The organism is Vibrio sp. 1F279 (assembly GCF_041439815.1).
Taxonomy (GTDB): domain Bacteria; phylum Pseudomonadota; class Gammaproteobacteria; order Enterobacterales; family Vibrionaceae; genus Vibrio; species Vibrio tasmaniensis_A.
This window is the reverse complement of sequence record NZ_JBGOOU010000003.1, coordinates 121,286-134,554: the sequence shown is the minus strand read 5'-3', so window position 1 is coordinate 134,554 and position 13,269 is coordinate 121,286. Positions and strand designations below refer to the sequence as shown.

The 13,269-nt window shown below is 44.4% G+C and carries 14 protein-coding genes; 1 reads left to right on the top strand and 13 read right to left on the bottom strand.

From position 1 onward, the window contains the following. Positions 1 to 53: 53 nt before the first annotated feature. On the bottom strand, positions 54 to 1,034 hold the full coding sequence (serB, locus tag ACED60_RS03675) for a phosphoserine phosphatase (protein WP_009847517.1): 981 nt from the start codon (positions 1,032 to 1,034) through the stop codon (positions 54 to 56). Positions 1,035 to 1,143: 109 nt separating this feature from the next. Between serB and ACED60_RS03670 the strand changes: the two genes are divergently transcribed. Beyond that, positions 1,144 to 1,755, top strand: coding sequence for a YtjB family periplasmic protein (locus tag ACED60_RS03670; RefSeq protein ID WP_371726955.1), 612 nt, complete (start codon positions 1,144 to 1,146; stop codon positions 1,753 to 1,755). Positions 1,756 to 1,849: 94 nt separating this feature from the next. Here ACED60_RS03670 and deoD read toward each other — a convergent pair whose 3' ends face one another. From deoD to ACED60_RS03610, 12 genes are all read right to left on the bottom strand, one after another. Next, positions 1,850 to 2,569 (bottom strand): purine-nucleoside phosphorylase, encoded by a 720-nt coding sequence (gene deoD / locus ACED60_RS03665; RefSeq protein ID WP_009847519.1) that lies wholly within the window; start codon positions 2,567 to 2,569, stop codon positions 1,850 to 1,852. 63 nt (positions 2,570 to 2,632) lie between these two features. Continuing rightward, a complete protein-coding gene (locus tag ACED60_RS03660) occupies positions 2,633 to 3,853 on the bottom strand; it encodes a phosphopentomutase (RefSeq protein WP_371726954.1) in 1,221 nt (406 codons plus the stop codon). Positions 3,854 to 3,929: 76 nt separating this feature from the next. After that, positions 3,930 to 5,258, bottom strand: a complete 1,329-nt coding sequence (gene deoA, locus ACED60_RS03655) for a thymidine phosphorylase (protein ID WP_009847521.1) — start codon at positions 5,256 to 5,258, stop codon at positions 3,930 to 3,932. 254 nt (positions 5,259 to 5,512) lie between these two features. Then, complete coding sequence (gene deoC / locus ACED60_RS03650) at positions 5,513 to 6,289, bottom strand: deoxyribose-phosphate aldolase (RefSeq protein WP_102249128.1); 777 nt, start codon at positions 6,287 to 6,289, stop codon at positions 5,513 to 5,515. A gap of 521 nt (positions 6,290 to 6,810) precedes the next feature. After that, entirely contained in the window at positions 6,811 to 8,073 is a 1,263-nt protein-coding gene (locus ACED60_RS03645; RefSeq protein WP_009847523.1) for a NupC/NupG family nucleoside CNT transporter, read from the bottom strand. 204 nt (positions 8,074 to 8,277) lie between these two features. Continuing rightward, positions 8,278 to 9,090: a TatD family hydrolase gene (locus tag ACED60_RS03640; RefSeq protein ID WP_371726953.1), complete on the bottom strand. Its 813-nt coding sequence runs from the start codon at positions 9,088 to 9,090 to the stop codon at positions 8,278 to 8,280. Next, positions 9,071 to 9,226 (bottom strand): DUF5363 family protein, encoded by a 156-nt coding sequence (locus ACED60_RS03635; protein ID WP_012604693.1) that lies wholly within the window; start codon positions 9,224 to 9,226, stop codon positions 9,071 to 9,073. The genes ACED60_RS03640 and ACED60_RS03635 overlap by 20 nt, the downstream gene beginning before the upstream one ends. Positions 9,227 to 9,324: 98 nt before the next feature. Next, on the bottom strand, positions 9,325 to 10,905 hold the full coding sequence (prfC, locus tag ACED60_RS03630) for a peptide chain release factor 3 (RefSeq protein WP_012604694.1): 1,581 nt from the start codon (positions 10,903 to 10,905) through the stop codon (positions 9,325 to 9,327). 172 nt (positions 10,906 to 11,077) lie between these two features. Then, positions 11,078 to 11,533 (bottom strand): ribosomal protein S18-alanine N-acetyltransferase, encoded by a 456-nt coding sequence (gene rimI / locus ACED60_RS03625; RefSeq protein ID WP_371726952.1) that lies wholly within the window; start codon positions 11,531 to 11,533, stop codon positions 11,078 to 11,080. Beyond that, the gene (locus ACED60_RS03620) at positions 11,526 to 11,924 is read right to left on the bottom strand and encodes a DNA polymerase III subunit psi (protein WP_009847529.1); all 399 of its coding nucleotides are present in this window, start codon (positions 11,922 to 11,924) and stop codon (positions 11,526 to 11,528) included. Before ACED60_RS03620 ends, rimI begins: the two co-directional genes overlap by 8 nt. Positions 11,925 to 12,079: 155 nt before the next feature. Beyond that, a complete protein-coding gene (locus ACED60_RS03615) occupies positions 12,080 to 12,583 on the bottom strand; it encodes a GNAT family N-acetyltransferase (protein ID WP_009847530.1) in 504 nt (167 codons plus the stop codon). Next, positions 12,567 to 13,094 (bottom strand): SCP2 domain-containing protein, encoded by a 528-nt coding sequence (locus ACED60_RS03610; RefSeq protein ID WP_009847531.1) that lies wholly within the window; start codon positions 13,092 to 13,094, stop codon positions 12,567 to 12,569. Before ACED60_RS03610 ends, ACED60_RS03615 begins: the two co-directional genes overlap by 17 nt. Positions 13,095 to 13,269: the final 175 nt, after the last annotated feature.

Sequence of the window (13,269 nt, the reverse complement as noted above, 5' to 3'; positions counted from 1 at the left end):
AAAAGCAGGCTCATCACCTGCTTTTTGTATCCGTTATACCGCCCTAAATATGACTAAGGCTTCGCTTGCCAGCTAATTTTTTGCTGCTTAGCTAATACACCTGACAAGATACAAAGCACCCCACCTAAGCCAGCATAACGCACAGCAGTTTGAGCTTGTTGTTCAACTTTCGGTTTTGCATGGTAAGCAATCCCTAAACCGGCAGAACCCATCATAACCAAGTCATTGGCACCATCACCCACGGCAACGGTGTTATGCAGTTCCAGTTCATACTCTTCAGCAAGTTCTACCAAGATATCCGCTTTGGTCTGTGCGGAAACAACATCGCCTAATACTTCACCCGTCAATTTACCATTGACGATCTCTAGCGTGTTTGACTGAGCGTGGTCAAGATCAAGCGTATCTTTCAGGTAGTCTGAGAAATAAGTAAAACCACCCGATGCAATCGCCGTCTTCCAGCCAAGTTTATTCAGAGTATTCACTAGCTCAACCAAGTCTGGCATGAATGGTAATGACTGGCGCACTTGCTCCAGTATCGACTCATCCGCACCTTTCAGTGCCCCAACGCGTTGGCGTAGGCTCTGTTCAAAGTCGAGCTCGCCTTGCATCGCACGCTCTGTGATTTCAGAAACTAACTCTCCGACTCCTGCGAGCTTTGCTATCTCATCGATGCATTCAATTTGAATTGCTGTGGAGTCCATATCCATCACGATCAAACCTGGCTTAGATAAGTCTGGGACCTCGCTAAGGCAAGCATAATCAAGCTTCAGTGCTTGTAAAATTTCTTCGTGTGCCGGGGTTAAGTTCCCTGACATCAGTGCCACTTCGTAATGTCCCACCTTCCACGTATTGAGGATGGTGTTGTAGGTACCAGTGAAAAAGTCGATGTCATCAAATGATTGTGGAGATAAGTACTCACCGAACACAATCCAATTGGCTTTAGATTTTGCGAGTTGAGAAGCGAAACGTGTCTCGGGGAGTCGGGTTAATAATGTCGTATGCCTTTTAATCGGCAGATATTTCTGAGCGTCCATGTGTATGATTCCTAATTAACTATGCTAAACGTTAACCTATTGCAATTTGAAAACGCAAGTCTCAATATGTCTTAATCATAACATTTGTTTATTTCAGGCTTCGTGAAACATGAATGAATCATTGTTCTCAATACGTAACGCTTTACGAGTACTAGCCCTAATTCTGTTGGCTGCTATGTTCGTGGTAACCATTAAAAACACAGTAGTGATCAGTAAAGGTAATGAGAAGATCCAAGCAAAACAGTTGGAAACGCTGACCAAACTACTGATCTCACAGGCATCACTTTCAGCCAGTAAGATGATCACTCAGCAAGACCAAGAGCGCCTACTAGAGCTCACTAACCAACTGTCTCAGGATCGATTGGTATTTGATACCACCATCTACGATGCAGAAGGGATCCGACTGGCTTCGAGTGAAAAAGCGCTCTCGGTACGCGAGGTTCTTGGCTTAGACACACCTCTTTCAACGGCAAGTATCGGCAGGCAGCAACTCGTTGAACCTATTTACTCTCCAGAGAGTATGATCATTGGCTTTATCCGCGTGACTTTTGAGACAGGAAAAATGACAGCTATTTCTGATCATCACTACCGTAAGAGCGATCGCTACATGATCGGCATGGTCTTAATGGGATTTGTCAGTGGCGTGTTGTTCATCATGCTTATTCGTAAAAGAAAGGCTAAGTCTGGGGAAAACTGGCTGCTTAAAAATGTCAGTTCTTAACGGCTTAGTTTAACAAATTCAATAAAAAGCCCCGAAGCTCAGGCAGCAACGGGGCTTTTGTTATCTATTAAACTTTGCGGTATCTATTAGCTGATTAGTCTTGGTCACCAAGCAGCACAGAGTCGAGTGCGATAACCATCATGTCGTTGAAAGTCGTTTGACGTTCATCTGATGTGGTTTGCTCACCAGTTTTGATGTGATCAGAAACAGTACAAATAGTCAGAGCTTTTGCGCCGTATTCAGCACATACACCATAGATACCCGCCGCTTCCATCTCTACGCCGACAATGCCGTACTTGTCCATGACTTCGAACATTTCAGGATCTGGCGTGTAGAACAACTCAGCCGAGAATAGGTTGCCAACCTTTACGTCTACACCACGCGCTTTGGCTGCATCTTCTGCCGCACGCACCATTTTGTAATCCGCAATAGCCGCGAAGTCATGACCTTTAAAGCGAATACGATTCACTTTTGAGTCGGTACACGCACCCATGCCGATAACCACATCGCGTACTTTGATATCTTCGCTCACTGCACCACAACTGCCGACACGAATGATCTTTTTCACACCAAAGTCTTTGATCAGCTCAGTCGCGTAAATAGAACAAGATGGAATGCCCATACCATGTCCCATTACCGAAACCTTACGGCCTTTGTAAGTACCCGTGTAACCAAACATGTTACGAACATCGCACACTTGAACCACTTCTTCTAGGAAGGTTTCAGCGATGTATTTTGCACGTAGCGGATCGCCGGGCATTAGAACTACGTCAGCGAAATCACCCATTTCAGCATTAATATGTGGAGTAGCCATTGAAAATATCCTTAATCTCAAAACAAAAAAAAGAGAGAGGTTTCCCTCTCTCTTCGTTAACTATTATAGAAAGCTTGTACCGTGTCCCATTGGCGATGTGCCAAAGTAAGACGCTAAGCTTTGACCAATATCAGCGAAGGTATCGCGACGGCCTAGAGAGCCAGCAGGAACCTTGTTTCCGTAAACAATCACAGGGATGTGTTCACGAGTATGGTCAGTACCTGGCCATGTCGGATCACAACCGTGGTCTGCAGTTAGGATAAGCACGTCATCTTCTTTCATCATATCGATGATTTCATTGATACGGCCATCGAAGTACTCTAGCGCCGCTGCGTAACCTGCAACATCACGGCGGTGACCGTAAGCTGAGTCGAAATCAACGAAGTTAGTGAACACGATAGTGTTGTCACCCGCTTCATTGATCGCTTCTTTAGTCGCTTCAAATAACGCAGGGATACCTGTTGCTTTGGTTTTCTGAGTAATACCACAACCCGCATAGATATCAGAGATCTTACCGATTGAGTGAACATTACCGCCCTTCTCATCAACCAATTTCTGAAGAACTGTCGCCGCTGGCGGCTCAACAGAAAGGTCACGACGGTTACCAGTACGTTCGAACTGACCTTTACCTGGGCCAATGAATGGACGCGCAATAACACGGCCGATGTTGTAGTCTTCTAGCTCTTCACGAGCAATCTGACAAAGGTCTAATAAGTTCTGTAGACCGAATGTCTCTTCATGACATGCGATTTGGAAAACAGAGTCTGCTGAAGTATAGAAGATTGGCAAGCCACTCTTCATGTGTTCTTCACCTAGGTTATCTAGGATTTCTGTACCCGATGAGTGACAGTTACCTAAGAAGTCAGATAAACCTGCACGCTCAAGGATGCGGTCAGTCAGTTCTTTTGGAAAACTGTTTTCTTTGTCGGTGAAGTAGCCCCAGTCAAACAGTACCGGTACACCTGCGATTTCCCAGTGACCTGATGGCGTGTCTTTACCAGAAGACAGCTCAGCAGCGTGACCGTACGCTCCAATGATCTCAGCGTCTGCGTCCATACCAGGAGCAAAGCGACCTGTAGACTCTTTGTGAGCCATAGCTAAACCTAGCTTAGACAGGTTTGGCAGCGTTAGTGGACCTTTACGATCCGCATTGTCTGCAAGACCTTGATCACAATGGTCAGCAATGTGACCCATAGTGTCTGAACCTACATCACCGAATGTGTTCGCATCTGCGGTTTCGCCGATACCGAATGAATCTAAAACTAAAATAAATGCTCTTTTCATTTTCTTCACCAACTTATTGCTCTTTGCACCAGAACTCTGTTTATCGGCATACACAAGGTATGCCGATACCTGTTATTTACACGTCTTCAGAACGAATCTGACGGTAAACGTCTGGCGTTGCTGTATATTCTCCGCCCACAGTGATTGCATTTTGTAATGCTTTTGCAGCTTCTTGCCACTGTTGTTCATTGCGAGCATGAATCATTGCTAATGGTTTATCGTCACTTGCTACTTCGCCAAGGCGAATGAAGCTATCAAAACCGACTGCGTAATCAATGCTGTCTGTTGCTACGCGGCGACCACCGCCCATACCAACGACAGCCATACCAATTGCACGCGTATCCATCGCTGATACTACACCGCTTTCTAGCGCGTACACTGGTTTAACAATTTCTGCTTTTTCTAGGTAGTTATCGTAGTTCGTTACGAAATCAGTTGGACCACCAAGGCCCGCTACCATTTTACCGAAGCACTCTGCTGCTTTACCGTTATCCAGTACTGCCATCAGTTTTTCACGCGCTTCGTCTGAATCTTTTGCAAGGTTACCTAGAACCAGCATTTCAGCACACGATGCCATCGTAATTTCTAGCAAACGAGGGTTACGATATTCGCCGGTTAGAAATTGAACCGCTTCACGTACTTCTACTGCGTTGCCCGCTGAAGAAGCCAGAACTTGGTTCATGTCCGTTAGGATTGCCGTTGTTTTAGTACCTGCGCCGTTTGCTACTGCAACGATAGATTTTGCTAACTCTTCAGACGCTTCATAAGTCGGCATGAATGCGCCTGAACCTACTTTTACGTCCATCACTAAAGAATCAAGACCAGCAGCCAATTTCTTAGACAAAATTGAAGCTGTGATCAACGAGATGTTGTCGACTGTTGCCGTGATATCTCGAGTCGCGTAAACGCGCTTATCAGCCGGTGCTAAATCACCAGTTTGGCCGATGATCGCTACGCCAGCTTCTTTGGTTACAGCACCAAACACATCGTTGGTGGGTGTAATATTGTAACCAGGGATAGATTCAAGTTTGTCTAGCGTACCGCCAGTGTGGCCTAAACCACGACCAGAGATCATTGGAACGAAACCACCACATGCTGCCACCATAGGGCCAAGCATCAGAGAAGTTACGTCACCAACACCACCAGTAGAGTGCTTATCAACGATTGGGCCATCAAAGTTCATGTGGCTCCAGTCAATCACCATGCCCGAATCACGCATTGCACACGTCAGTGCGATACGTTCTGGCATCGTCATTTCATTAAAAAAGATAGCCATTGCGAATGCTGCAATTTGGCCTTCAGAAACGGTATTTTTAGCCACGCCTTGAATGAAGAAGTTAATTTCTTCAGTCGTTAGGACTTCACCATCACGTTTTCTGCGAATAATTTCTTGAGGTAGATACATTAGTGCCTCCCAAACTCTAGTGAGTATGGTTTGTAGGGAAAGAGGTAATATGGAGTGACTTAACGCCACTCCATCAAACAGACTTGTTATTATCAATACTCTAAATATTTGGCGTTGCAGCTAGGCGACTATTCTCTTGAAAGAAAATCGAAGTTCATTCCTATGAACATAGAAGCTCTATGTGATTAGGACGGCCGGCGAACCGGTGAACTTACGCAGTCAACAACGCTGCGGCGTCAAATATGACGAGTAAATTAGTATGCTGCTGGATCAGCAGTTTGGTCTGTCACTTCTAATGTATTAAGAAGGTTAGTCAGTAGGCTTGAAGCACCAAAACGGTAGTGCATGTTGTCTGCCCAGTCAGCGCCTAGTAGCTCATCAGCCATTGCTAGGTAAGCTTGAGCATCTTCAGCTGTACGTACGCCACCAGCTGGTTTGAAACCCACTGTTTTAGCTACGCCCATGTCACGAATAACTTCAAGCATCATGCGCGCGTACTCTGGAGTCGCGTTTACTGGCACTTTACCTGTTGAAGTTTTGATGAAGTCTGCACCTGCTTCGATACAGATCTGAGAAGCTTTCTTAATCAGTGCTTCTTCTTTTAGCTCACCAGTTTCGATGATCACTTTAAGCGTGATGTCACCACAAGCGGCTTTACATTGTTTAACTAGCTCAAAACCCACTTCTTCGTTGCCAGCAATAAGAGCACGGTATGGGAATACTACGTCAACTTCGTCTGCGCCGTACGCTACCGCTGCTTTTGTTTCAGCAACAGCAATTTCGATGTCGTCATTACCATGAGGGAAGTTAGTTACAGTCGCGATGCGTACTTCTGGAGTACCTTGCTCACGCAACGCTTTCTTAGCGGCTGGGATAAAGCGAGGGTAAATACAGATTGCAGCGGTGTTGCCAACTGCAGTCTTCGCGTCATGACAAAGTGCCACTACTTTTTCAGTAGTATCGTCGTCATTTAGCGTAGTTAGGTCCATAAGTTTAAGTGCACGTAGAGCTGCTGCTTTTAAATCGCTCATTTCTATCTCCGATCAATATATTCAAATAGTTAACTACTTCACCATCCATCCAGTATAGATGGATATTTTAGTAATGCTCAGTAGTCACAAATGAACGGACTTGGTTCCCTGAAGACTTGATAACTTTCGCTACCAATTGCAATCCTTGTCACCGCACAGTACCAGTTTGGTCTATGGCACAACAAATCAGTCATGTTGTGTCTAACATCTATAGCGTATTGCTAAGTTTGGCTTAATCCCAGAAGAATAACGTTCGAGCTAATCTCAATGTTACTTTCTTGCCAGCAGAGACATCCTATCCCTTTAGCTAATACATTATAGGTATCCATCAATAAATTGTAGTGCTCCTTAGAACGCAAACGGTTTGTATCTCAAAAAAACATTCTAGACCCATTTTCGACTCCAAGCATTCACTCATGCAAATGCTCAAAATCACTAGGCCCAAAAACAAAAAAGCCCCGCAGCAATTTCTTGCTACGGGGCGATATTATTATGGCGTCTATATATCGATTTCTAACTGATTAGAAAGACAGGAAGAAGCCAGCAATTGTTGCTGCCATCAGGTTAGATAGAGTACCAGCTACAACCGCTTTAACACCCATACGTGCGATGTCGTGACGACGGTTTGGAGCAATACCACCTAGACCACCTAGAAGAATCGCAATTGAAGAAAGGTTTGCGAAACCACATAGAGCGAACGAGATAATTGCTTGAGTCTTAACAGACATTACTTGACCAGTCGCTTCAACGATTTGAGCATTTTCACCGATGTATGGTACGAAGTTTAGGTATGCAACGAATTCGTTAACAACTGTCTTCTGACCAATGAAAGAACCAGCAATAGTTGCTTCTTCCCATGGAACACCAATGATGAATGCTAACGGTGCGAAGATCCAACCTAGAAGAAGTTCTAGAGTTAGGTTTTCCATACCGAACCAACCACCGATGCCACCTAGGATACCGTTGATAAGAGCGATTAGACCGATGAATGCTAGTAGCATTGCACCAACGTTAAGTGCTAGTTGTAGACCAACTGACGCACCGCCAGCAGCTGCATCGATAACGTTAGCAGGCTTGTCGTCGCCACCGTCGATGTCTGAACCTAGGTTCTCGTCAACTTCATCAGTTTCAGGCTTGATGATTTTAGCGAATAGTAGACCACCAGGTGCTGCCATGAATGACGCTGCTACTAGGTACTCTAGAGGTACACCCATAGATGCGTAACCCGCTAGTACACCACCAGCAACAGACGCTAAACCACCACACATTACTGCGAATAGTTCAGAGTTAGTCATTTTAGGAACAAATGGACGAACAACTAGAGGCGCTTCCGTTTGACCAACGAAGATGTTTGCAGCTGCAGACATAGACTCGGCGCGAGAAGTACCTAGAGCTTTCTGAAGACCACCACCAAGAACCTTGATTACAACTTGCATCGCACCAATGTAGTAAAGTACAGAGATAAGAGCAGAGAAGAAGATTAGTGTTGGTAGAACTTGGAATGCAAAGATGAATCCGATACCGTCAACTGAGAAGTTAACAAGGCTACCAAATAGGAAGCCAGTACCATCTTTACCGTAGTCGATCACGTTTGCTACACCGGCAGAGAAACCTGCAAGTAGATCACGACCCCAAGGGATGTAAAGTACGAATGCACCAAGTGCGAATTGGATAGCGAAAGCGCCACCCACTGTTCTTAGATTAATTGCTTTGCGGTTGTCGGATAGTAGTACTGCGATTGCAATCAGTGCAACCATTCCGACGAGGCTCATAAACAGGCTCATAGTTTATGACTTCCTTATTAGTTATTTATTGGCGTGTTACAAAATGGGGCTATAAAGCGGAGGCAATTATACTCATGCGACCACTAATAAAGTAATGCCGTCCTCACACTTTCGTAGAAGATTCATGTACCATTCACACGTAAATGTGAGCCGAATCACAAGCCAAGTGCAATTTACGCAAACGATAAACAAAAACCTTCGATTTTATTCACATATACCGAATGCGCGATGGCTATTTTGCCAAACTTGCGCTGCAACCGATTGCTTCGGTTCTTTTCTAAGCAAAAACAGTTCATTTAAGATCGTAACTAAATACTTGGAATGATTAACATTTCCTTGTTTTCCATGCATGGGCATATCCGGGGCATCCGTTTCTAATACCAGGCACTCAAGAGGCAGTTTTGAGATAGTGGTGCGTGTTTTTTGTGCTCTTGGGTAAGTAATCGTTCCACCGACACCAATATAGAAACCAAGCTGAATCCACGCCAAAGCCTGCTGTTCGCTCCCTGAAAATCCATGAATCACGCCACCCAAAGTAAATTTATACTGCTTTATTAGCTCAATAAGTCGGTTAAAAGACTTCCTTTCATGGATGATTAAAGGCAGCTTAAACGCCTTAGCTAGCTCTATTTGTTGAATGAAAAAACGCTCTTGTTTCTCCCGTGCAACATCGACAAAAAAGTCGAGACCACACTCTCCTATCGCAACACATTGACTGGTTTTTGATGAGAGTAATCGGCGAAGCTCTGAGAATTGCTCGTCATTGGCTTGCTCTAAAAAATAAGGATGGAAACCTAAAGCGTAGTAAACATTAGGGTAAGATTGAGCGATCTCACCAAGCTTCCTCCAGTTACTTTGGCCAATAGAAGGGATGATTAACTTCTCGACTTGCGCCTGTTTCGCCTCTTTAACGTAACCTTCAATACCTTTATCAAGTGAAAAACCTTGCTCAAAGATGTCAAAGTCCGCATGGCAATGGGTGTCAAACAGCGGAAATTCACTTAATTCTGGTGTCATCTTCCCTACTCTCTGTTTGTTGTCCTTGAGGATCACGGCGATAAGCCACGCAGCTGCGCTTATTTTCAGGCGTTAAGCCAAGCTCTTCGCACCACTTATCGTATTTATTAATCCAAGCTTTTATCCAACTGAACATACTTACCTTAAGCCTCTAACCTCAAATGACACGAATAAAAAAACGCCTATTGCAGAACAATAGACGTTTTTGTTTAACTCGAATAGAGCGCAGAGTGATTAGTGCTCGCGCGTCGCTCGGAACTGAACTTCTGGGAAACGTTCAGAAGCTAGGTTCAAATTCACCATAGTCGGTGCGATGTAAGATAGGTTATCACCACCATCTAACGCTAGGTTAGCTTGGCTCTTACGTTTGAACTCTTCTAGTTTCTTAGCGTCATCACACTCAACCCAACGTGCAGTTGCAACGTTCACACCTTCGTAAATCGCTTCAACGTTGTATTCCGCTTTCAAGCGCGCTACAACCACATCAAACTGAAGTACACCAACTGCACCAACGATCAGATCGTTATTTTGCAAAGGACGGAATACTTGAACCGCGCCCTCTTCAGAAAGCTGAACCAAGCCTTTTAGAAGTTGCTTCTGCTTCAATGGATCGCGCAGACGAATACGACGGAATAGCTCAGGCGCAAAGTTAGGAATACCTGCGAACTTCAAGCTTTCGCCTTGAGTAAAGGTATCGCCAATCTGAATTGTGCCGTGGTTATGCAGACCAATTATGTCACCCGCGTATGCTTTTTCAGCACGAGCACGGTCACCCGCCATGAAGGTTACTGCATCAGAGATACTGACGTTCTTACCAGTACGAACATGGTTCATCTTCATACCTTGGTCGTAAGTACCCGATACGATACGCATGAATGCGATACGGTCACGGTGTTTTGGATCCATGTTTGCTTGGATCTTAAATACGAAACCAGAGAACTTCTCTTCAGTCGCTTCAACATCACGCTCATTTGCTTGACGTGTTTGAGGCGCAGGAGCCCATCGAGTTAGGCCATCAAGCATATGGTCAACACCGAAGTTACCCAATGCAGTACCGAAGTAAACCGGAGTCAACTCGCCAGCAAGGAACAGTTCGTGATCAAACTCAGGACATGCGCCAATAACCAATTCAAGCTCTTCACGAACGCTGCTCGCCAGATCTTCGCCAACAGCTTCGTCTAGTTCAGGGTTATCTAGACCTTTGATGATGCGAACTTCTTGGATCTCATGGCCGTGGCCAGATTCATACAAGATCGTTTCATCACGGTGAATGTGGTAAACGCCTTTAAACTCTTTACCACAACCGATAGGCCAAGAGATTGGAGCACAAGCCATACCTAGCTCGCTTTCCACTTCATCTAGCACTTCCATTGGGTCACGAACATCACGGTCAAGTTTGTTCATAAACGTTACGATTGGTGTATCACGTAAACGCGTTACTTCCATCAGTTTACGAGTACGATCCTCGACACCTTTTGCAGCATCGATAACCATCAAACAAGAGTCAACCGCGGTTAGTGTACGGTACGTATCTTCCGAGAAATCTTCGTGTCCAGGAGTATCGAGTAGGTTGACTAGACAATCGTTGTATGGGAATTGCATTACAGACGTAGTTACCGAGATACCACGTTCTTTTTCCATCTCCATCCAGTCAGATTTAGCGTGCTGGTTAGAGCCACGGCCTTTTACGGTACCCGCTTTTTGAATCGCGTTTCCGAATAAAAGAACTTTTTCAGTAATCGTGGTTTTACCCGCATCCGGGTGAGAGATAATCGCAAACGTTCTACGTTTGCTCACTTCTTGTTGGAAAGACATAGTCGCCCTTTGCTGATCTAAAGCGTAAAAAGGGCAAGTAGATAATACTTGCCCTTGAATTCTGTGTGCGGATTATACAGAAAGCGTGTCACTTTCTAAAGGGTCAGTTTACACCCTATTTTGTGGCTAATTCCGGAGCTAGCGGTCTAGTTCGCGAAAAGACGTAACATGACTAGCTAAAAGACATAAAAAGATAGCTCATAATGATGGCATCTTCATTGCCTTGCTTGGTTGGATAATAGTTACGACGGCGATCAACTTCATTGAAGCCGGCCTTTTCGTAAAGATTAAACGCATTTACATTACTTTCGCGAACTTCCAGCCAAGCACTTTCCGCGTCAGCTTGTTCACACATATCGAGAAAGTGCTCAACCAAAGCCTTACCGTAACCTTTGCCTTGCTGCTTAGGGTCAACCGCTATCGTCAGCAAAGTAACCTCACCGACAATGTTCTGAGCATAGAAATAGCCGACAACCTTTCCATCGACTTCTAAAACACGGTGGCTGCCTCCACGACTATTAAGATCACGGATCATATTTTCAGACCATGGATGAGAATGCGCGGCCTGCTCAATTTGCCAAATTGCGTCTAGGTGTTGTTCTGAAGTGGGTAAAAGTTGATTAGTCATAAGCACAAATTTGTTGCCATAAGTCGCGGCGATGTTGGTTATTACCGTTAATGTCAGACAGTAATGGAGATTGAAGTGTTTTTGCCTTCAGTTCATGGGCAGATTCGCAACCAGCAAACCATACCCATTCAACCGAACTTAAATCCACAGCAGACAAGTGTTGCGGTTGAAGGTGTAAAGCTTGAGATAAGTCGAGCTTGATACTTTTGAGTACTCGCTCAAACATCACGGCGAGATCATCCTGAGGTTTTTCTGGTGAAACCAACAGTAACTTGCAATCATTCGATAACAGAGTCAATTCAGATTCATAACCAGCCAAACGCTCTGGGTGACTTAACTCCCATTGGCTAATGCCCATCTCTTGTAGATATTGCGCGTGTGTTTGTGACATATCTAGCGGTCGTAACCTTTGGTTTGTTGGTATTAATATTCTTCGAGTGAACTTAAACGGTGCTCATTGGGGCTGATACTAACAAAAAATAAAGGAGCATCAAGCTCCTTTATTTAGACTAAATCAGTTTGTATCTTATTGAGTGGTAAATCAGCTTATAAGTCGTTGAACTCTGGGCTGTAAGCAATTTCACCAGAATGCCCAGCAAACGCCCCTTCTACCAACTCAATCGCTTGAAAAGCGCCTTCAGGCACATCCCAAACACAACTCAGGCCAAATTCGCTCGCCGCCTTGAAACCAAAACGACCGTAGTAAGCAGGATCACCGAGTACAACACAGGCTGGGTAACCAAAATCTACCAAAGTAGAAAATGCGTCTTCAACCAGTGATTTGGCAATGCCTTGATTGCGGAACTCTTCTTTCACGGCGAGAGGTGCGAGCCCCTGCCAGTTATGATCGTCACCATCAAGAGTAAGAGGGCTAAACATCAGGTGACCAACCACCTCCCCTTCATCAGAACAAGCCACCAGCGATAGCGTTAAATGGCTATTCTCACGCAAGCTCATAACCAAATTAGCTTCTGCATCCGTTTCAAAAACAGATTTCAATAAACGATCGATGACAAGTATATCTGCCGGTGCTTCAGTTCGAATAAGCATTCATTACCTCACTTTGTGTATCTGGGGATTGTACTCCCTTCTGCACAAAATCAGCTAATTGATTTAACAAAGTTTTCATAGGAGTCGGCAATAAGTCTAAATCGACGCTATCCATCAAATTTTTCACTTCCAAGCCTAGCTCGGTATCGCCCTCAATAGACAGTCGACGTTGGAAGAAAAGCGTATCTGGGTCTTCTTTTCGCCCAGCAATCAACACGAGATCATTTAGATTGCCACTAAAACTCACGTCTTCATTGACCTCTTTATCAGCGACAACTAGTTGCTCATTTTTGTAGCTAATACACCAACTTAACCCCATATCTTTTATTGAAACTTTAAGCCACTTGTCTTCTAAGAACTCAAAATCACCATCCTCTAAAGCCTCCTTGAATACATTTTTCAATGCTTCTAATAAGGCTTTTTTTTGTACTGATTTTGGTAATAACTGGACTGGAGATCGCAAAATTGATGCGGCATTTTGAACTAGTTGAGTGCGTATCTTGTTTATCACGTGACTTATCCGTAACTTTGTCAATAATATAGAAAGCATCATAGATGATGTTGAGATCTCAGTTACTGTTATGTATCAAATTAATTCAGTTTGATGCTCGACCTTTAATATATTGATAATCACAGTTATAGTAACTCTGGTCATGAAAATCACAGCGAATCGCTGCACTCACAAG

What these genes read in the sequence shown, in the direction of transcription:
- deoA (WP_009847521.1), bottom strand. Translation starts at nt 5,258, where the DNA reads ATGTATCTACCTCAAGAAATTATTCGCAGAAAACGTGATGGTGAAGTC.
- deoD (WP_009847519.1), bottom strand. Translation starts at nt 2,569, where the DNA reads ATGGCTACTCCACATATTAATGCTGAAATGGGTGATTTCGCTGACGTA.
- ACED60_RS03670 (WP_371726955.1), top strand. Translation starts at nt 1,144, where the DNA reads ATGAATGAATCATTGTTCTCAATACGTAACGCTTTACGAGTACTAGCC.
- ACED60_RS03620 (WP_009847529.1), bottom strand. Translation starts at nt 11,924, where the DNA reads ATGTCACAAACACACGCGCAATATCTACAAGAGATGGGCATTAGCCAA.
- ACED60_RS03635 (WP_012604693.1), bottom strand. Translation starts at nt 9,226, where the DNA reads ATGTTCAGTTGGATAAAAGCTTGGATTAATAAATACGATAAGTGGTGC.
- ACED60_RS03645 (WP_009847523.1), bottom strand. Translation starts at nt 8,073, where the DNA reads ATGAGCCTGTTTATGAGCCTCGTCGGAATGGTTGCACTGATTGCAATC.
- serB (WP_009847517.1), bottom strand. Translation starts at nt 1,034, where the DNA reads ATGGACGCTCAGAAATATCTGCCGATTAAAAGGCATACGACATTATTA.
- ACED60_RS03615 (WP_009847530.1), bottom strand. Translation starts at nt 12,583, where the DNA reads ATGCTTATTCGAACTGAAGCACCGGCAGATATACTTGTCATCGATCGT.
- deoC (WP_102249128.1), bottom strand. Translation starts at nt 6,289, where the DNA reads ATGAGCGATTTAAAAGCAGCAGCTCTACGTGCACTTAAACTTATGGAC.
- ACED60_RS03660 (WP_371726954.1), bottom strand. Translation starts at nt 3,853, where the DNA reads ATGAAAAGAGCATTTATTTTAGTTTTAGATTCATTCGGTATCGGCGAA.
- prfC (WP_012604694.1), bottom strand. Translation starts at nt 10,905, where the DNA reads ATGTCTTTCCAACAAGAAGTGAGCAAACGTAGAACGTTTGCGATTATC.
- ACED60_RS03640 (WP_371726953.1), bottom strand. Translation starts at nt 9,090, where the DNA reads ATGACACCAGAATTAAGTGAATTTCCGCTGTTTGACACCCATTGCCAT.
- rimI (WP_371726952.1), bottom strand. Translation starts at nt 11,533, where the DNA reads ATGACTAATCAACTTTTACCCACTTCAGAACAACACCTAGACGCAATT.